Source organism: Pseudomonas sp. ZL2 (assembly GCF_054788455.1).
In genome coordinates this window covers 331714-350640 of sequence record NZ_JBGOGX010000003.1, presented here as the reverse complement: position 1 = coordinate 350640, position 18927 = coordinate 331714, and the positions used below count along the sequence as shown (strand labels likewise).

The window sequence follows — 18927 nt, the reverse complement described above, 5'->3', positions numbered from 1 at the left end:
GGTCCTTCTAATAATAATTCTGGGGTGAAGCTCAGAGCACGTTGAGCGGGATCTTCAGGTAGCGCACTCCGTTCTCTTCAGGTTCGGGCAGCTGGCCGCTGCGCATGTTGATCTGCACCGAGGGCAGGATCAGTACCGGCATCTCCAGGGTGGCGTCGCGGGCTTCGCGCATGGCGACGAAGCTGTCTTCGCTGATGCCTTCATGGATATGGATATTGCTGGCGCGCTGTTCGGCCACCGTGGTCATGTAACGTAGTTCTCGGCCACCCGGCAGGTAGTCGTGGCACATGAACAAGCGCGTCTCGGCGGGCAGGGCGAGGATGCGCTGGATCGAGCGGTACAGGGTGCGCGCGCTGGCGCCAGGGAAGTCGCAACGGGCGGTGCCGTAGTCAGGCATGAACAGGGTATCGCCGACGAAGGCGATGCTCTGTCCTTCGATTTCCAGCACGTAGGTCATGCAGGCCGGGGTATGCCCGGGCGTGTGCAGGGCACGCGCTTGCAGGTTGCCGATGGTGAAGGGCTGCTCATCGTCGAACAGCACATCGAACTGGCTACCGTCGCGGGCAAAACCGGTATCGGCATTGAACAGCGCGCCGAAGACTTTCTGCACCTGGGTGATCTGGCTACCAATGGCGATCTGGCCACCCAGGGCCTGCTTGAGGTAAGCCGCCGCAGACAGGTGATCTGCGTGTACGTGGGTTTCCAGAATCCACTGAACCTTGCCGCCCAGTTCAGTCACCCGGCCAATCAGCTTGTCTGCCGAAGCACTGGTGGTGCGCCCGGACTTTGGATCGTAATCCAGCACACTGTCGATCAAGGCACAGTCGCCGCTGCTACGGTCCATCACCAGGTAGCTGATGGTCGAAGTCACACTGTCGAACAGTGCCTCCACATACAAGTTGCCGCCGATGATCATTTACTACGCTCCGAATTCATCACAGGTGCCAGGTATGAAGCCTTGCTGGCAGTGGACAGGCTGTCATCAAGATATGTGCCACGGAATAGGTAGGCCTTTTCCCAATGGTTAAGGCGGTATTTCAGGCGGCGTATCGCTCATCGCTGCCAGACTGTCAGCATAGTTGGCAGTGACATGGCAGCACCTGGCAGTTTTTGGCAGTCCCTGGCACCTTCAGTTAAGCTTTGCCCGTGCTTGCCCAGGTGTCGCCATGTCTTTCTCTACTGCTGTTGCTCCTCATCCTGCCGTACAGGCATTGGTGTCCTACCTCGAACACGACGCCCAGCCGACCATCGTGCTGGACACCGACTACAACATTCTTGCCGCCAACGGTGCCTACCGACGCCAGTTCGGCATTGACGGCCAGCCGCCCATTGGCGCCAAGTGCCACCGGGTGTCCCACCACTACGCCGTCCCTTGCGACCAGGCCGGTGAACACTGCCCGATGCGCAAGGCCTGGGACAGTCGGCTGCCCGAGCGTGTGCTGCATGTGCACCACACCCCTCGCGGGCCGGAGCATGTGGACGTCGAGTTACGCCCTATCCTCGACAAGCAGGGTGAGGTGGTAGCTTTTGTCGAGCGCCTGACCAGCATCACCGTCGCTTCGGCTCAGCCCCAACAACACGGCCTGGTCGGGCGCTCACCGGCGTTCCAGGACGCACTGGCGAGCCTTCAGCGTGCGGCACCTGCGCAAATCCCGGTATTGCTCCAGGGCGAATCCGGTACCGGCAAGGAGCTGTTTGCCCGCGCGCTGCACTTGGGCAGTCCACGGGCAAACGGCCCATTGGTGGTGGTCGATTGCACCGGCCTGACCGAGTCATTGTTCGAGAGCGAACTGTTCGGTTACGAGAAGGGTGCCTTTACCGGCGCCCACCAGCGCAAGATCGGCCTGGCGGAAGCCGCCCATGGCGGCACCTTGTTCCTCGATGAGATCGGCGAAGTGCCGTTGCCGATGCAGGTCAAACTGCTGCGCCTGATCGAGTCCGGCAGCTTTCGCCCGGTTGGCAGCCTGCGCACGGTTCACTCAGATTTCAGACTGGTCTCGGCCACCCACAAACCACTCAAGGAAATGGCAGCGGCGGGCACTTTCCGTGAAGACCTGTACTACCGCATTAGCGGCTTCCCCATTCGCCTGCCGGCGTTGCGCGAGCGGGTCGATGATCTGCCGTTGTTGATCCAGAGCCTGCTGCAACGAATGGCAGGTTCTGCAGCGCCGCAGGTCGATCCACAAGCGATGAAACGGCTGAACTTGTACGCCTATCCCGGCAACATTCGCGAGCTGCGCAATATCCTCGAGCGGGCGCGGCTGTTCGCCGACGACGGACTGATTCGTGCCGAGCATCTGCCTGCGGAGCTCGGTTCGGTGCTTGGGCCGATGCCAAGCATGAGCCGTCGATCCAAAGACAACCTCGGGCAGCTGGCCCAGGCCCTGGACAGCTTCAATGGATCGCGCAGTGAGCTGGCGCGTCATCTGGGGATGAGTGAACGCACCTTGTACCGACGCCTGCGCGAATTGGGCCTTTGAGCCCGACGCAGAAACAACAAACCCCGGCTTTTTCTTCTACGCTGAAACTGCTCACCCGCTGCGAAGAGCTTTCCATGCGTCGATTGCCGAGTCGGTAACCAGGTGCCCGGGCGCCTGACGTTCCGCTCTGTCTTTTCTGCCACAGGAGCATCGTCATGTCTGCCTGCCTTCACAGGGCGATCTTGCTCACCATCGCCATACTCGCGCTTTTTGGCTGTTCCGAAGAGGATGCGCAACCTAAGGCAACCGCCACGGCGCCTGCAACAGCTGTACCGGCTGTACCGGCCGCTCCGACGACGCCAAGCGAGGCGGTGTTCAACGCCGAACAGCTTGATCAAATGCTTGCACCGTTGGCGTTGTATCCGGACGCTTTACTGGCTCAGGTGCTGATGGCCACCACCTATCCAGGCAATGTCGCCGACGCGGTTGTCTGGTCCAAGGCGCATCCGAACGTCAGCGGTGATGCCGCCGTCAAGCAGGTCGCCGACCAACCTTGGGACCCCAGCGTGCAATCGTTGGTGGCTTTTCCGCAGGTGCTGGCCACACTTGGCCAGGACCCGGTCTGGGTGCAACGAGTCGGTGATGCCTTTCTCGCCCAGCCCGACGCGGTGATGAACTCGGTGCAGCGCCTGCGCGCCAAGGCCAAGGCTGCTGGCCACCTGGAGTCCAACGCTCAGCAGACCGTTATCGTGCAACCGTCAAGCGCCCCCGCAGGCGGCACGACCACGGTGGTGCAAGGTACCGCGCCGGCACAGACTATCGTTATCCAGCCGACCAACCCGCAGGTTGTATACGTGCCAAGCTACAACCCCTCTGTGGTGTACGGCAGTTGGTCCTCGCCATCCTACCCTCCAGCGTATTATCCGCCACCACCGGGGTATGCCATCGGCACGGCTTTAGCGACCGGCCTGGCTTTCGGTGCTGGAATAGCGATCGTCAATTCACTGTGGGGGGATTGTGACTGGGACGATCATGACGTCGATATCAACGTCAATCGCTACAACAATATCAACAACGTCAACCGCAGGCTCGATGCCAACCAGAACAACTGGCGCCATAATCCTGCGTATCGCGACGGCGTCCCGTACCGCGACCAAGCCAGTCGAACCCAGTTCGACCGGCGCTTACCCGGCAGCGCAGAGCGCACTGCCTACCGCGGAGACACGCCGGCCCGGGTCGAAGATCGCGCGCGAGCCCGTGAAACCCTGGCACAGCGCGGCATCGAAGCACCGGCAACCAGTAACCTTGAAGCCCGCCAACGGGTGCAGAGTGCCGACCGCGAGCGCGCCCAACAGCGCCTGGAAAAGCAGGGCATCAACCCGTCCGGCAACGCACGCGAGCGCGCCCAGGTCGCCGACCGCCAACTGAAAAATGACGGTCAGGCTCGCCAACGTGCGCAGGCGCCCCAGAAGAACCGCCAGCCTCAGCAGCCGGGGCGCAACCAACAAGTCCGCCAACAAGTTCGCCAGCAACATGTTAGCGCCCAGGCGCCCCGCAACAATGCGTTGGCCGGGGTGCGCAACCCTTCGCAGTCACGCAGCGCGAGTAATCGTGGCCAGATCAGCCAACGGAGCGCCAGCCGACCGTCCGCAGCGTCTGCGGGCCACCAGGTGCAACGACCCGCGCGGATGCAACCCAGCGGTGGCGGCCGTCGCCGTTGAGAGGAGAGTCAGTCATGAATGCTGCTAGTCGAATTGTGCTGGTTCTGCTCCTGTTCTGGACATCCAGCAGTTTCGCTCAGAAACACTTCCCAACCCCGGAGGCCGCCGGCGAAGCACTGGTGCAGGCGCTTGGAAGTGAAAAGGCCGATAGCCAACAGTTGGCGAACTTGCTCGGCAACGACTGGAAGAGTTATATCCCGGCCAAGAACGTCGATCGTAAAGATGTTGATGCCTTTCTCTCCCTCTACAAGGAAAAACATCAGGTTCAGTCCGACAACCCGAAGCGTGCACATCTGGTCGTCGGCGACACGCCCTGGATGTTCCCGATTCCCATCAGACACAATACTGGCGGTTGGGCATTCGACACCAAAGCTGGCGCCGAGGAAATCCGCCAGCGCCGCATCGGACGCGACGAACTGGCGACAATTCAAGCGGCGCGTGCCTATCACGACGCGCAGATGGATTACGCCGAGATTGATCGTAATGACGATGGGGTCCTCGAATACGCGCAGAAGTTCATCAGTAGCGACGGGCAGTTCGACGGCCTGTACTGGCCGGAAGAGGGCGGTGTCGAAGAAAGTCCGCTCGGACCGCTTTTTGGAGATACCGCGACTGGCGACGACTGGCACGGCTACCACTATCGCATCCTCACTGGCCAAGGCCCTTCGGCGCCGGGCGGCGCCTATGACTACATGATTGGCGATCGCATGACGCGCGGCTTTGCCGTGATCGCCTGGCCGGCAGACTACGGCGACACTGGCGTGATGAGTTTCATGATCAGCCACGACGGCGAACTGTTCGAGAAAGACCTCGGTCGTGACAGCGCCAAGCAAGCTGCTGCGATTACGCGTTTCGACCCCGACAGCAGTTGGAGCGAAGTAAAGGACGAGGAAGAGGCGCGTTGAACCGAGCAGCTCAACACATGGAAGCCAACGCAACAAAAAGCCCGCGTGAGCGGGCTTGATGATGTTGCATTTTTGAACCTACACCTGATCAGAAGTCCAGGTTGGACACTGCCAGAGCGTTGCTCTCGATGAACTCACGACGTGGCTCAACGGCGTCGCCCATCAGGGTGTTGAAGATCTGATCGGCAGCGATCGCGTCTTCGATGGTCACCTTGAGCATGCGGCGCACAGTTGGGTCCATGGTGGTTTCCCACAGCTGATCCGGGTTCATCTCACCCAGACCTTTGTATCGCTGAATAGTGTGGCGCTTGGTGCTTTCGGTCATCAGCCAGTCGAGGGCTTCCTTGAACTCGGTGATGGCTTTCTTGCGCTCGCCACGTTGCACGTAGGCGCCTTCACCCAGCAGGGTACTCAGCTGTGCACCGAGGGCGGTGACGGTGCGGTAGTCGTTGCTGCCGAAGAAGTCACGGTTGAAGGTGACATAGCTGGCCAGGCCGTGGGAGGTGATTTCCACTTCCGGCAGCCAGACGTTGCGCTCTTTGTCTTCGCGCAGGCTGGCCTTGTACAGCAGGCCGGACTTCTCGCTGATACGCAGGCGCTCTTCGAACTTGCCCAGCCATTCCTGCATGGCAGCGTGGTCGCCCAGCTGCTCCAGCGAGACCGCCGGCAGGTAGACGAAGTGCTCAGTCAGCTCCTGCGGGTACAGGCGCGACAGGCGCTTGAGAGTTTTCATCACGGTACGGAATTCGTTGACCAGACGCTCCAGCTCGACGCCGGAAACAGGTGGTGCGGATTCGTCCAGGTGCAGGCTGGCATCTTCCAGAGCCGACTGAGTCATGTACTCTTCCATGGCGTCGTCGTCTTTGATGTACTGCTCTTGCTTGCCTTTCTTGACCTTGTACAGCGGCGGCTGAGCGATGTAGATGTAACCACGCTCGACCAGTTCCGGCAGCTGACGGAAGAAGAAGGTCAGCAGCAGGGTACGGATGTGCGAACCGTCGACGTCAGCATCGGTCATGATGATGATGTTGTGATAACGCAGCTTGTCGATGTTGTACTCTTCGCGGCCGATACCACAGCCCAGCGCGGTGATCAGCGTGCCCACTTCCTGGGACGAGATCATCTTGTCGAAGCGTGCTTTCTCGACGTTGAGGATCTTGCCCTTGAGCGGCAGGATCGCCTGGGTCTTGCGGTTACGGCCTTGCTTGGCCGAGCCACCCGCGGAGTCACCCTCCACCAGGTACAGTTCGGAAAGAGCAGGGTCCTTCTCCTGGCAGTCCGCCAGTTTGCCCGGCAAGCCGGCGATATCCAGCGCACCTTTGCGGCGAGTCATTTCCCGCGCTTTACGTGCAGCTTCACGGGCACGAGCGGCGTCGATCATCTTGCCGACAACTGCCTTGGCTTCGTTCGGGTTCTCCAGCAGGAAGTCGGAGAAGTACTTGCCCATCTCCTGTTCCACGGCTGTTTTCACTTCCGAGGACACCAGCTTGTCTTTGGTCTGCGAGCTGAACTTCGGATCTGGCACCTTCACCGAGATGATCGCGGTCAGACCTTCACGGGCGTCGTCGCCGGTGGTCGAAACCTTGTTCTTCTTGGCCAGGCCTTCCTGCTCGATGTAGTTGTTCAAGTTACGGGTCAACGCCGAGCGGAATCCGACCAGGTGAGTACCACCGTCGCGCTGCGGAATGTTGTTGGTGAAGCACAACAGGTTCTCGTTAAAGCTGTCGTTCCACTGCAGGGCGATTTCCACACCCACGCCGTCTTCACGCTGAACGCTGAAATGGAATACCTGGTTGACCGGAGTCTTGTTGGTGTTCAGGTATTCAACGAAGGCACGCAGACCGCCTTCGTATTTGAAATGCTCTTCTTTGCCCGAACGCTCATCCTTCAGCAGGATGCCAACGCCGGAGTTGAGGAAGGACAGTTCACGAATCCGCTTGGCCAGGATGTCCCAGCTGAAGTGGATATTCTTGAAGGTTTCAGCCGATGGCTTGAAGTGGATGTGGGTACCGGTGGTTTCACTTTCGCCAACAATTTTCATCGGCGCTTGTGGAACACCGTGGACGTAAGTCTGTTCCCAGATCTTGCCACTGCGGCGAACGGTGAGGATCAACTGCTCGGAGAGAGCGTTAACTACCGACACACCTACACCGTGCAGACCGCCGGATACTTTGTAGGAGTTGTCGTCGAACTTACCGCCCGCATGGAGGACGGTCATGATGACCTCGGCGGCGGAAACGCCTTCCTCTTTATGCACGTCAACCGGAATGCCACGACCGTTGTCGCGAACACTGATGGATTCGTCCGGGTGAATAATTACGGTGATGTCATCGCAGTGGCCGGCGAGTGCCTCGTCGATCGAGTTATCGACCACCTCGAACACCATGTGGTGCAGGCCGCTACCATCATCGGTGTCGCCAATGTACATACCGGGACGCTTGCGCACGGCATCTAGCCCTTTCAGCACCTTGATGCTGGAGGAGTCGTACGTTTGATTTTCGCTCATGCCTTCACTCCCGATGGTCGTGGGTCTGGGTGATACGGCCCTGTTCCACGTGGAACAAAGCAACTGGCGTTTCCGTCTGCCAGCCTTCCCTCAATAATTCTTGATCTACACAGGTGATAAACACCTGGCAGCGTAAGTCTTCCAACAAGCGACAAAGTGCGCGGCGGTGCTGGTCGTCGAGTTCCGACGGCAAGTCATCCACCAGATAAATACATTGGCCGCGACGCGCCTGGCTAACCAGATGGCCTTGGGCGATACGCAATGCACAGACCACCAGCTTCTGCTGGCCGCGAGACAAAATGTCAGCCGCGTTATGGGCGCCGAGTCTCAGGCGCAGGTCGGCACGTTGTGGGCCGGCCTGGGTATGGCCCATGTGCTGATCACGTTGCAGGGAGGAGGCGAGCACTTCACTGAGTTCGCGATCCTTGTCCCAGCCACGGTAATAGCTCAGGGTCAGCCCTTCGAGCTCGACCAAATCGCTCAGGGTTTGCTCAAAGACGGGCTTCAAGGCCTTGATGTAATTGCGACGGTATTCATCTATTTCCGCGCTGGCCAGGCACAGTTCCCGGTCCCAGGCCGCTTGCGAAACAGCGTCAAGTGTACCATGCCGCAACCATGAGTTCCGCTGCCGCAAAGCCTTCTGCAGGCGTTGCCATGTGGCCATGAAGCGGGGTTCCACGTGGAACACTCCCCAATCGAGGAACTGCCGACGTATTTTCGGAGCGCCTTCGAGCAGGCGAAAACTGTCCGGGTTGATCAGTTGCAGGGGCAGTATCTCTGCCAGCTGTGCAGCACTACGGGCGTTCTGACCGTCGATGCGAATGGTGAACTCACCTTGCCGATCCCGCGAAATCCCCAGGTTGCTCGAACCGCCTTCGCTTAACTCGACCTGGCCGAATACCGTACAAGCCAATTGCTCGTACTGAATCACCGGTGTCAGGCGGGTGCTGCGAAACGAACGGGCCAGGCCCAACAGATGAACGGCTTCCAGCACGCTGGTTTTGCCGCTGCCGTTGGCGCCGTACAGGATATTGATGCGGGGGGAGGGAGAGAAGGTCACCGGGTGCAGGTTACGCACCGCGGTGACAGAAACGCGACTGAGGGACATCTAGAGTCTGCTGGACAAATTACAGACGCATCGGCATGACAACGTAAGCGGAGTCGTCGTTGTCAGCTTCCTGCAGCAGGGCACTGCTGTTGGAGTCCGACAGGATCAGACGAACCTGCTCAGTGGTCATGACACCCAGTACGTCGAGCAAGTAGCTGACGTTAAAGCCGATTTCCAGCGAACTACCGTTGTACTCGACGCTGATTTCTTCTTCCGCTTCTTCCTGCTCAGGGTTGTTGGCCTGAATCTTCAACTGGGCATTGGCCAGTTGCAGGCGGATGCCGCGGTACTTCTCGTTGGACAGAATCGCGGTACGGCTGAAGGCCTCACGCAGTGCCTGACGGTCGCCGACCACCAGCTTGTCGCCGCCCTTGGGCAGTACACGCTCGTAGTCGGGGAACTTGCCATCGACCAGCTTGGAGGTGAAGGTGAACTCACCGGTGGTGGCGCGAATATGGTGCTGACCCAGAACGATGCTGACCATGCCATCCGGTTCGGTGAGCAGGCGCGCCAGTTCGAGGATACCTTTGCGCGGTACGATGACCTGGTGGCGATCAGCCTGGCCGATATCGGCACGCATCGAGCACATGGCCAGACGGTGACCGTCGGTGGCGACGGCGCGCAGCGTATCGGTGGACACCTCCAGCAGCATGCCGTTGAGGTAGTAGCGCACGTCCTGCTGGGCCATGGCGAAGCTGGTGCGCTCGATCAGGCGGCGCAGGCGGCTTTGCTCCAGGTTGCAGGTCAGCGAGCCAGGGCCTTCTTCCACCGTCGGGAAATCATTGGCTGGCAGGGTCGACAGGGTGAAGCGGCTACGGCCGGCCTTGACCACGAGCTTCTGCTCATCGAGCTTGATATCGATCAGCACGTCGTTGGGCAGGCTTTTGCAGATATCCATCAGCTTGCGCGCAGGCACGGTGATCTCGCCAGGTTCAGCCGGCTCTTCCAGCTGCACACGGCCTACCAGTTCCACTTCCAGGTCGGTACCGGTCAGCGATAATTGCTGACCTTGTACCACCAGCAGTACGTTGGACAGTACCGGCAAGGTCTGGCGGCGCTCGACGACGCCTGCGACCAGTTGCAGGGGTTTCAACAGGGCTTCGCGTTGAATGGTGAAATGCATGGTCTAGTCCCTTGCCTTTAATAAGCTGCGCTGACGTTCATCAAGTCGTCAGAGTCCGCAGCAGGTTCTTGTAGTCCTCGCGGATATCCGCGTCGGATTCCTTGAGTTCGTTGATCTTGCGGCACGCATGCAACACGGTGGTGTGATCGCGGCCGCCGAAAACGTCGCCGATTTCCGGCAGGCTGTGGTTGGTCAGCTCTTTGGACAAGGCCATGGCGACCTGCCGCGGACGGGCTACCGAACGGGAACGACGTTTGGACAACAGATCGGAGATCTTGATCTTGTAGTACTCGGCAACGGTGCGCTGGATGTTATCCACACTCACCAGTTTGTCCTGCAGTGCCAAAAGATCCTTGAGCGATTCGCGAATCAGCTCGATGGTGATGTCGCGACCCATGAAGTGCGAATGCGCAATCACCCGTTTCAGTGCGCCTTCGAGTTCACGCACGTTCGAGCGAATTCGCTGAGCGATAAAGAAAGCAGCATCGTGCGGCAGGTCGACCTTGGCCTGATCGGCCTTCTTCATCAGGATCGCTACCCGGGTTTCGAGCTCCGGAGGCTCTACCGCGACGGTCAGGCCCCAGCCGAAACGCGACTTCAGGCGCTCTTCCAGCCCTTCGATCTCCTTCGGATAACGATCGCTGGTCAGAATGACCTGCTGACCGCCTTCGAGCAGGGCGTTGAAGGTGTGGAAAAACTCTTCCTGGGAACGCTCTTTACGGGCAAAGAACTGAATGTCATCGATCAGCAGCGCATCGACCGAACGGTAGAAACGCTTGAACTCGTTGATGGCATTGAGTTGCAGCGCCTTGACCATATCGGCGACGAAGCGCTCGGAGTGCAGGTACACCACCTTGGCATTCGGGTTCTTCTTGAGCAGGTGGTTACCCACAGCGTGCATCAAGTGGGTTTTACCCAGGCCCACACCGCCGTACAGGAACAGCGGGTTGTAGCCATGCTTGGGGTTGTCGGCAACCTGCCAGGCCGCAGCGCGGGCCAGCTGGTTGGACTTACCTTCGACGAAGTTCTCGAAGGTAAAGGTGCGGTTCAGGTAGCTGGTGTGCTTGAGCGCACCCTCGACCTGCACGGTGCGTTGTTCGGTGCGGCCGCTTGGCGCCGGGGCGGCATTGGTTTCGCCCATGGAATCGAAGCTGTCACGCGAAGGTGCTTCCTCGACTTCGGCCACCGGTGCCGGTGCTGCTACGGGTGCGGCTACAGGTTCGTTGACCACCGCAGTTTTCGCAGCCTGGGCCTGGGATGCGGCTACAGCCGCGGCGAGCGGTGCATTAGGCGCGGCACGCGGCGCCGAACTGCGTCTGCTGCCTATTAATAAGGAAAGGGCAGGCGCAATACCGTTGCCGTGTTCACCCAGCAGCTCGAGCAGACGGCTCAGGTACTTTTCATTGACCCAGTCGAGAACGAAACGGTTGGGCGCATAGACGCGCAACTCGTCGCCTTCGGCTTCGACCTGTAGCGGACGGATCCAGGTGTTGAATTGCTGGGCAGGCAGTTCATCGCGCAGAAGCTCCACGCACTGCTGCCAAAGTTCCACTGACACGGATATCCCCTGAGTTGAAAGCCGGTGAGGCAAAAACAAGCGCCCATTGTACCCAGCGCCAGCGCAGTTATCCACATGCAGGTGCGTCGAGGATGGCGATAAATCAGCAGTTTAGTGACCAAAATGTCGTTCTGGCCATGTGAATAAGCCCTGTGGATAACCGCGCCTGAGGTCTTTGCACAACTGGGGGTCGAAATCGGTGGATAACCTGCCTGTGGATAACAGGCCATTTGATCCACAGCTTTTCCGAGGGTACAACACAGTCAGAGCACCTCTTCTCGACAAGGTTTCTTTCCTCTGTACATTACGTGTTTCAAGGGCTCTAGCTTGTTATCCACAGAAATCGTCCACATAAGATTTATAAGATTCACTAAAAAGCTTTAAATAAGTCCTCTCTTTTTTTCTATGTTTAAGTGATCCGTTACTCGCGACCTGTCAGCCCGCTCCGAGCGATCCCCCGAATGAAGCCGATTTTCCGTCCATAAGGAAAAGCTGGTTGGAAATTGACCTACGGCCCTGCTTTCTCTAGAATCGCCGGTCTCTTAAAACGGGGGCCATTCCGGCCCGTTGTCGACGAACCAGGTAACACGCCATGAAACGTACTTTCCAACCAAGCACCATCAAGCGCGCTCGCACTCACGGTTTCCGTGCCCGTATGGCCACCAAGAACGGTCGTGCCGTTCTGTCGCGTCGCCGTGCCAAAGGCCGTAAGCGCCTGGCAGTTTGATTTTTCGGCACTGGTGGTGAGTCAGGACTTCAGTCGGGAAAAGCGTCTGCTTATTCCCCGACACTTCAAAGCGGTCTTCGACTCCCCAACCGGCAAGGTTCCAGGGAAATGCCTGCTGATCCTTGCTCGCGAGAACGGTCTTGATCATCCCCGCCTGGGGCTTGTGATCGGGAAAAAGAGCGTCAAGCTCTCCGTTCAACGCAATCGCCTGAAACGCCTGATGCGCGATTCGTTTCGCCTGAACCAGCATTCGCTTGCCGGTTGGGATATCGTGATCGTCGCGCGCAAAGGGTTGGGCGAGATTGAAAACCCAGAATTGCACCAACATTTTGGCAAGCTCTGGAAGCGCCTTGCACGCAGTCGGCCCGCTCCAGTGGTTAACACCGACTCTGTGGGGGTAGACAGTCAAGATGCGTAAACTGGCGCTCGTTCCGATCCAGTTTTACCGTTATGCCATTAGTCCTCTGATGGCCAGTCACTGTCGTTTCTACCCCAGTTGCTCCTGCTATGCGTACGAAGCCATCGAAACACATGGCCTTTTACGCGGCGGGTGGCTTACCGTTCGTCGCCTGGGGCGTTGTCATCCGTGGAATGCCGGTGGTTTTGACCCGGTTCCACCTGCCTCCTCTTCCCGTACTTCTTCGATAGCCGAGTAATCATGGATATTAAACGCACGATCCTGATCGTCGCCCTGGCAATCGTGTCCTACGTCATGGTCCTTAACTGGAACCAGGACTATGGCCAGGCTGCCCTGCCGACTCAGAATACTGCTGCCAGCAACGTTGCCCCGGCCCTGCCGGACACCGCGCAGGCCGGTAACACTGGCGCCAGCGCCGATGTACCGAGCGCCAACGCTGAATCCAGCCCAGCAGAACTTGCCCCGGTAGTGGTCAGCAAGGACCTGATTCGGGTCAAGACTGATGTCCTCGATCTGGCTATCGATCCCAAAGGTGGTGACATCGCCCAGCTGATGCTGCCGAAGTACCCACGCCGTCAGGACCATCCGGACATTCCGTTCCAGTTGTTCGACAACGGTGGTGAGCGTACTTACCTGGCACAGAGCGGTCTGACTGGCGCCAACGGCCCGGATGCACGTTCGTCTGGCCGTCCGCTGTATGCCGCTGATCAGAAAAGTTATCAACTGGCCGATGGTCAGGACCAACTGGTCGTCGACCTGAAGTTCAGCGATGCCGGCGTCAACTACATCAAGCGCTTCAGCTTCAAGCGCGGTGAGTACGACCTGACCGTCACCTACCTGATCGACAACCAGAGCGCCCAGCCCTGGACCGGTAACCTGTTCGCGCAACTCAAGCGCGACGCCAGCTCGGATCCTTCCTCGAGCACCGCAACCGGTACCGCGACCTATCTGGGTGCCGCCCTGTGGACAAGTTCGGAGCCCTACAAAAAGGTGTCGATGAAAGACATCGACAAGGGAAATCTGAAAGAAAATGTTTCCGGTGGCTGGGTAGCCTGGCTGCAGCACTACTTTGTAACTGCCTGGATTCCTAACAAGTCTGACAACAACATCGTTCAGACCCGTAAGGACAGCCAAGGCAATTACATCATCGGTTTCACCGGCCCGGCATTGAACGTTGCCGCCGGCGGTAAAGCCGAAACCAGCACCGTGTTGTATGCCGGTCCCAAGGTTCAGGACAAACTCAAAGAGTTGTCCCCAGGTCTGGAACTGACCGTCGACTACGGCATTCTGTGGTTCATTGCCCAGCCCATCTTCTGGCTGCTGCAACATATCCACAGCCTGCTCGGCAACTGGGGCTGGTCGATCATTGTCCTGACCATGCTGATCAAGGCACTGTTCTTCCCGCTGTCAGCTGCCAGCTACCGTTCGATGGCGCGCATGCGTGCCGTGGCACCAAAACTGGCGATCTTGAAAGAACAACATGGCGACGACCGGCAGAAAATGTCGCAAGCCATGATGGAGCTGTACAAGAAAGAGAAGATCAACCCGCTCGGCGGCTGCCTGCCGATCCTGGTGCAGATGCCGGTCTTCCTCTCGCTGTACTGGGTTCTGCTGGAAAGCGTCGAGATGCGTCAGGCGCCATGGATGTTCTGGATCACTGACCTGTCGATCAAGGATCCGTTCTTCATCCTGCCGATCATCATGGGCGCGACCATGTTCATCCAGCAGCAGCTGAACCCGACTCCGCCGGATCCGATGCAAGCCAAGGTGATGAAGCTGATGCCAATCATCTTCACCTTCTTCTTCCTGTGGTTCCCTGCAGGTCTGGTGCTGTACTGGGTTGTGAACAACTGCTTGTCGATCGCACAGCAGTGGTACATCACCCGCGGCATCGAAAAGGCTACCAAGAAAGCCGCTGCTTGACGGGTTAGCCAGCTAACCTGTGGATAAACGCCCCCTCGTGGGGCGTTTTGCTATCTGTCGTTTTTGTCGTGAGGCCTTCGAGCATGAACACTGTGCGTGAAACCATTGCCGCCATCGCTACCGCCCAGGGACGTGGGGGCGTGGGGATCGTGCGGCTATCCGGCCCTCTGGCCGAACAAGCCGGGCTGGCCATCTGTGGAAAAACGTTAACGCCGCGGCACGCCCATTACGGCCCGTTCCGCGCTGAAGATGGCCTGGTACTGGATGAAGGCATTGCGCTGTTTTTCCCAGGGCCCAACTCCTTCACCGGTGAAGACGTGCTGGAGCTGCAGGGCCACGGCGGCCCGGTTGTGCTCGATATGCTCCTGCAGCGCTGTGTACAACTGGGTTGCCGCCTGGCGCGTCCGGGGGAATTCAGCGAGCGTGCGTTCCTCAACGACAAGCTCGACCTGGCCCAGGCCGAGGCAATCGCCGACCTGATCGAAGCCAGTTCTGCCCAGGCGGCGCGTAATGCCTTGCGCTCGCTGCAGGGCGAGTTTTCCCGACGTGTGGATAACCTCACGGAGAAATTGATCAGCCTGCGTATTTATGTGGAAGCGGCAATCGACTTCCCCGAAGAAGAAATCGACTTTCTCGCCGACGGTCACGTGCTGGGTATGCTCGATGACGTGCGCAACAATTTATCCACAGTGCAGCGCGAAGCCGGGCAGGGGGCCTTGCTGCGTGACGGCATGACGGTGGTGATTGCCGGCCGGCCGAACGCCGGCAAGTCGAGTCTGCTTAACGTTCTGGCTGGCCGCGAGGCGGCGATTGTCACCGATATCGCCGGCACCACCCGGGACATCCTGCGCGAACATATCCACATCGACGGCATGCCGCTGCACGTTGTTGACACGGCCGGGTTGCGTGATACCGATGACCATGTGGAAAAGATCGGCGTCGAACGCGCCCTCAAGGCTATCAACGAAGCCGATCGGGTATTGCTGGTGGTCGACTCCACAGCACCGGAAGCCAGTGATCCGTTTGCCCTGTGGCCGGAATTCCTCGATCTGCGTCCGGATCCGGCCAAGGTCACGCTGATTCGTAACAAGGCGGATTTGAGCGGCGACGCGATTGCCATGGAACAGAGTGAAGATGGCCATGTCACCATTACCCTCAGTGCCAAGGACAGCGACATGGGCCTTGAGCTGCTGCGCGAGCACCTGAAGGCCTGCATGGGTTATGAACAGACTGCCGAAAGCAGCTTCAGCGCACGCAGGCGCCACCTGGAGGCATTGCGTCAGGCCAGTGCACACCTGGAGCACGGCCGCGCCCAGTTGACCCTTGCCGGTGCCGGTGAACTGCTGGCAGAGGATCTGCGCCAGGCTCAACAAGCCCTGGGCGAGATTACCGGGGCATTCAGCTCTGATGACTTGCTTGGGCGGATCTTCTCCAGTTTCTGTATCGGCAAGTAAACATCCTGATCTACCGTCGGGTCTGCAACGGACCCGACTGCAGCAGCCTTTTTCTCCAATCCCCTCTCCTGGTCAGTACAGCCACAGTGCTCGTGCTGCGCTGATGCCTGCGCGTCTATCCACAATTCTCTGACATAAGCCCTGTGGAAAACCCACCTTCAGCTCCGTTGATAACTGGCCTTCAAGGCTGGAGATAACTACGCTTGTGGGTAACTGACCATTTCATCCACAGGCTTAAAGCGCTTATCCAGAACGCTCATCCCGGGTAGACCACAGGGTTTTGAATCTCTGTACATAAGGTAAATAAAGGCCTGTAGAACTTTATCCACAGAAAGGTGCCTGACTAAGAATAAACATAAAAACAAAGCTTTAATAAATTTCTCTCTTTTAATTTCTATTACTCGCCATTCATCCACAGCCTGGTTAAATTTTGTGCAAAAGGTTCCTTTAGAGGGGGGTAAGTCCCTATACTTGTGCGTTATCCCTATCTATTCCCGAAACAGGCACGAGGTGCGTGGTGGATTTCCCTTCCCGTTTTGAAGTGATCGTCATCGGCGGCGGCCATGCCGGTACCGAGGCTGCGCTTGCGTCTGCACGCATGGGTGTAAAAACCCTGCTGTTGACCCACAACGTGGAAACCCTCGGTCATATGAGTTGCAACCCGGCCATCGGTGGCATCGGCAAGAGCCACCTGGTCAAGGAAATCGATGCGCTCGGCGGTGCCATGGCACTGGCCACTGACAAGAGCGGTATCCAGTTCCGTGTTTTGAACAACCGCAAAGGCCCAGCCGTGCGCGCTACTCGCGCTCAGGCCGACCGCGCCATCTACAAATCGGTGGTGCGCGAGATTCTCGAGAACCAGCCCAACCTGTGGATATTCCAGCAGTCGTGCGACGACCTGATCGTCGAGCAGGACCAGGTACGTGGGGTGGTGACGCAAATGGGTCTGCGTTTTCTCGCTGACTCCGTAGTGCTGACCACCGGAACCTTTCTCGGTGGACTTATCCACATCGGTTTGCAGAATTACTCCGGCGGCCGCGCCGGCGATCCGCCATCGATTGCCCTGGCTCGCCGCCTGCGTGAACTGCCGCTGCGCGTTGGTCGCTTGAAAACCGGTACGCCGCCGCGCATCGACGGCCGCTCTGTGGATTTCTCGGTGATGACCGAGCAACCGGGTGACACGCCGATCCCGGTGATGTCGTTCATGGGCTCCAAGGAGCAGCATCCGCGTCAGGTCAGCTGCTGGATTACCCACACCAACGCCCGGACCCACGAGATCATTGCCTCGAACCTCGATCGTTCGCCGATGTACTCCGGGGTCATCGAAGGCATTGGCCCACGCTACTGCCCGTCGATCGAAGACAAGATCCACCGCTTCGCCGACAAGGAAAGCCATCAGGTGTTCATCGAGCCCGAAGGCCTGAACACCCACGAGCTCTATCCGAACGGGATATCCACATCCCTGCCGTTCGATGTGCAGTTGCAGATCGTCCGCTCGATCCGCGGCATGGAAAACGCCCACATCGTGCGCCCGGGCTACGCCATCGAATACGACTACTTCGATCCACGTGATCTCAAGTACAGCCTGGAAACCAAGGTGATTGGCGGGCTGTTCTTTGCCGGCCAGATCAACGGCACCACTGGCTACGAAGAAGCCGGTGCCCAGGGTCTGCTCGCGGGTACCAACGCCGCACTGCGTGCGCAAGGCCGCGAAAGCTGGTGCCCACGCCGCGATGAAGCGTACATCGGGGTGCTGGTTGACGACCTGATTACCCTGGGTACCCAGGAGCCGTACCGCATGTTCACTTCGCGCGCCGAATACCGGCTGATCCTGCGTGAAGACAACGCCGATCTGCGCCTGACCGAGAAAGGTCGTGAACTGGGCCTGGTCGATGACGAGCGCTGGGCCGCGTTCAGTGCCAAGCGCGAAAGCATCGCCCTGGAAGAACAGCGTCTCAAATCCACCTGGGTCCGCCCGGACACCACCCAAGGTCAGGCCATTGCCGAGAAATTCGGCACGCCGTTGAGCCATGAATACAACCTGCTCAACCTGCTGACTCGCCCGGAAATCGATTACGCCGGGCTGATGGAAGTGACCGGCGGTGCCGAGATCGACCCGCAGGTGGCCGAACAGGTTGAAATCAAGACCAAATACGCCGGTTACATCGACCGGCAACAGGAAGAAATCGCCCGGCTGCGCGCCAGCGAAGACACCCGCCTGCCCGACGATATCGATTACAGCGGTATTTCCGGGCTGTCCAAGGAAATCCAGGGCAAGCTCGGCCAGACCCGGCCCGAGACCCTGGGCCAGGCTTCGCGTATCCCCGGCGTGACCCCGGCGGCGATTTCCCTGTTGCTGATTCATCTGAAAAAACGCGGCGCAGGCCGCGAGTTGGAGCAAAGCGCTTGAGTTCTCAGGTCACCCCTCAACACGCCGAAGAGTTGTCCACAGGCGCCCGCCAGCTCGGTGTCGAGCTGAGCGAGGCCCAGCAGGCACAACTGCTGGCCTACCTGGCCTTGCTGATCAAGTGGAACAAGGCCTACAACCTGACCGCCGTGCGCAATCCGGACGAAATGGTTTCCCGCCATCTGCTCGACAGCCTCAGCGTCATGCCGTTTATCCACAGCGAGCGCTGGCTGGATGTCGGCAGCGGCGGTGGCATGCCGGGCATTCCTTTGGCTATCCTGCATCCGGACAAGCAAGTCACGGTGCTCGACAGCAACGGCAAGAAAACCCGCTTCCTGACCCAGGTAAAGCTTGAACTCAAACTGGATAACCTCACAGTTATCCACAAGCGGGTAGAGGAGTTCCAACCGGAGCTGCCTTTCACCGGAATTGTTTCCCGTGCTTTCAGCAGCATGGAGAACTTCACCAACTGGACGCGCCACCTCGGTGACGCCCAGACGCAGTGGCTGGCAATGAAAGGGCTGCATCCTGCCGATGAGCTGGTAGCATTGCCGGCAGATTTCAGAGTGGATAGCGAGCAGGCCTTGACCGTTCCGGGTTGCCAAGGCCAACGCCATCTGCTGATACTGCGCCGCACGGCATGACTGGGAACACAAG

At 58.9% G+C, this 18927-nt stretch carries 15 protein-coding genes; 10 read left to right on the top strand and 5 right to left on the bottom strand.

The window, feature by feature from the left end; all coding sequences use genetic code 11:
* Window positions 1–31: 31 nt before the first annotated feature.
* Complete coding sequence (locus ABM562_RS05330; protein WP_115084545.1) at window positions 32–916, bottom strand: MBL fold metallo-hydrolase; 885 nt, start codon at window positions 914–916, stop codon at window positions 32–34.
* A 250-nt stretch (window positions 917–1166) separates the two neighbouring features.
* On the opposite strand from ABM562_RS05330, the gene ABM562_RS05325 reads away from it, so the two are divergent.
* The 3 genes from ABM562_RS05325 to ABM562_RS05315 all read left to right on the top strand — a co-directional run bounded on the left by ABM562_RS05325 (window position 1167) and on the right by ABM562_RS05315 (window position 5046).
* Window positions 1167–2480 carry a sigma-54 interaction domain-containing protein gene (locus ABM562_RS05325; protein WP_134065279.1) on the top strand — a complete coding sequence of 438 codons (1314 nt, stop codon included), beginning with the start codon at window positions 1167–1169 and terminating at the stop codon, window positions 2478–2480.
* 155 nt (window positions 2481–2635) lie between these two features.
* On the top strand, window positions 2636–4141 hold the full coding sequence (locus ABM562_RS05320; RefSeq protein WP_460421074.1) for a DUF3300 domain-containing protein: 1506 nt from the start codon (window positions 2636–2638) through the stop codon (window positions 4139–4141).
* 14 nt (window positions 4142–4155) lie between these two features.
* Window positions 4156–5046 (top strand): DUF2950 domain-containing protein, encoded by an 891-nt coding sequence (locus ABM562_RS05315; protein ID WP_460421072.1) that lies wholly within the window; start codon window positions 4156–4158, stop codon window positions 5044–5046.
* Between the two features lie 88 nt (window positions 5047–5134).
* Here ABM562_RS05315 and gyrB read toward each other — a convergent pair whose 3' ends face one another.
* From gyrB to dnaA, 4 genes are read right to left on the bottom strand one after another with little or no spacing between them, the layout of a single operon-like run.
* Window positions 5135–7552 carry a DNA topoisomerase (ATP-hydrolyzing) subunit B gene (gene gyrB / locus ABM562_RS05310; protein ID WP_115084554.1) on the bottom strand — a complete coding sequence of 806 codons (2418 nt, stop codon included), beginning with the start codon at window positions 7550–7552 and terminating at the stop codon, window positions 5135–5137.
* A gap of 4 nt (window positions 7553–7556) precedes the next feature.
* On the bottom strand, window positions 7557–8660 hold the full coding sequence (recF, locus tag ABM562_RS05305; RefSeq protein WP_010222707.1) for a DNA replication/repair protein RecF: 1104 nt from the start codon (window positions 8658–8660) through the stop codon (window positions 7557–7559).
* Between the two features lie 19 nt (window positions 8661–8679).
* Window positions 8680–9783, bottom strand: a complete 1104-nt coding sequence (gene dnaN / locus ABM562_RS05300) for a DNA polymerase III subunit beta (protein ID WP_038997897.1) — start codon at window positions 9781–9783, stop codon at window positions 8680–8682.
* Between the two features lie 40 nt (window positions 9784–9823).
* Entirely contained in the window at window positions 9824–11341 is a 1518-nt protein-coding gene (gene dnaA, locus ABM562_RS05295; protein WP_115084556.1) for a chromosomal replication initiator protein DnaA, read from the bottom strand.
* A gap of 592 nt (window positions 11342–11933) precedes the next feature.
* Here dnaA and rpmH point away from each other — a divergent pair.
* The 7 genes from rpmH (at window position 11934) to rsmG (ending at window position 18914) form a co-directional block, all read left to right on the top strand.
* Window positions 11934–12068 (top strand): 50S ribosomal protein L34, encoded by a 135-nt coding sequence (gene rpmH, locus ABM562_RS05290; protein ID WP_002551315.1) that lies wholly within the window; start codon window positions 11934–11936, stop codon window positions 12066–12068.
* 13 nt (window positions 12069–12081) lie between these two features.
* On the top strand, window positions 12082–12486 hold the full coding sequence (gene rnpA / locus ABM562_RS05285) for a ribonuclease P protein component (RefSeq protein WP_010222710.1): 405 nt from the start codon (window positions 12082–12084) through the stop codon (window positions 12484–12486).
* Window positions 12479–12724, top strand: a complete 246-nt coding sequence (gene yidD / locus ABM562_RS05280; protein ID WP_080764817.1) for a membrane protein insertion efficiency factor YidD — start codon at window positions 12479–12481, stop codon at window positions 12722–12724. Before rnpA ends, yidD begins: the two co-directional genes overlap by 8 nt.
* A gap of 2 nt (window positions 12725–12726) precedes the next feature.
* Window positions 12727–14409 (top strand): membrane protein insertase YidC, encoded by a 1683-nt coding sequence (yidC, locus tag ABM562_RS05275; protein WP_115084557.1) that lies wholly within the window; start codon window positions 12727–12729, stop codon window positions 14407–14409.
* Window positions 14410–14492: 83 nt separating this feature from the next.
* Complete coding sequence (mnmE, locus tag ABM562_RS05270) at window positions 14493–15863, top strand: tRNA uridine-5-carboxymethylaminomethyl(34) synthesis GTPase MnmE (RefSeq protein WP_115084559.1); 1371 nt, start codon at window positions 14493–14495, stop codon at window positions 15861–15863.
* 517 nt (window positions 15864–16380) lie between these two features.
* Complete coding sequence (gene mnmG, locus ABM562_RS05265; protein ID WP_115084996.1) at window positions 16381–18273, top strand: tRNA uridine-5-carboxymethylaminomethyl(34) synthesis enzyme MnmG; 1893 nt, start codon at window positions 16381–16383, stop codon at window positions 18271–18273.
* A complete protein-coding gene (gene rsmG / locus ABM562_RS05260; RefSeq protein ID WP_115084562.1) occupies window positions 18270–18914 on the top strand; it encodes a 16S rRNA (guanine(527)-N(7))-methyltransferase RsmG in 645 nt (214 codons plus the stop codon). Before mnmG ends, rsmG begins: the two co-directional genes overlap by 4 nt.
* The last annotated feature ends 13 nt before the right edge of the window (window positions 18915–18927 follow it).

Bases quoted from the DNA above. Each gene is read 5' to 3' on its own strand.
- mnmE (WP_115084559.1), top strand. From the start codon at position 14,493: ATGAACACTGTGCGTGAAACCATTGCCGCCATCGCTACCGCCCAGGGA.
- dnaN (WP_038997897.1), bottom strand. From the start codon at position 9,783: ATGCATTTCACCATTCAACGCGAAGCCCTGTTGAAACCCCTGCAACTG.
- ABM562_RS05320 (WP_460421074.1), top strand. From the start codon at position 2,636: ATGTCTGCCTGCCTTCACAGGGCGATCTTGCTCACCATCGCCATACTC.
- ABM562_RS05325 (WP_134065279.1), top strand. From the start codon at position 1,167: ATGTCTTTCTCTACTGCTGTTGCTCCTCATCCTGCCGTACAGGCATTG.
- yidD (WP_080764817.1), top strand. From the start codon at position 12,479: ATGCGTAAACTGGCGCTCGTTCCGATCCAGTTTTACCGTTATGCCATT.
- gyrB (WP_115084554.1), bottom strand. From the start codon at position 7,552: ATGAGCGAAAATCAAACGTACGACTCCTCCAGCATCAAGGTGCTGAAA.
- recF (WP_010222707.1), bottom strand. From the start codon at position 8,660: ATGTCCCTCAGTCGCGTTTCTGTCACCGCGGTGCGTAACCTGCACCCG.
- yidC (WP_115084557.1), top strand. From the start codon at position 12,727: ATGGATATTAAACGCACGATCCTGATCGTCGCCCTGGCAATCGTGTCC.
- ABM562_RS05330 (WP_115084545.1), bottom strand. From the start codon at position 916: ATGATCATCGGCGGCAACTTGTATGTGGAGGCACTGTTCGACAGTGTG.
- rpmH (WP_002551315.1), top strand. From the start codon at position 11,934: ATGAAACGTACTTTCCAACCAAGCACCATCAAGCGCGCTCGCACTCAC.
- ABM562_RS05315 (WP_460421072.1), top strand. From the start codon at position 4,156: ATGAATGCTGCTAGTCGAATTGTGCTGGTTCTGCTCCTGTTCTGGACA.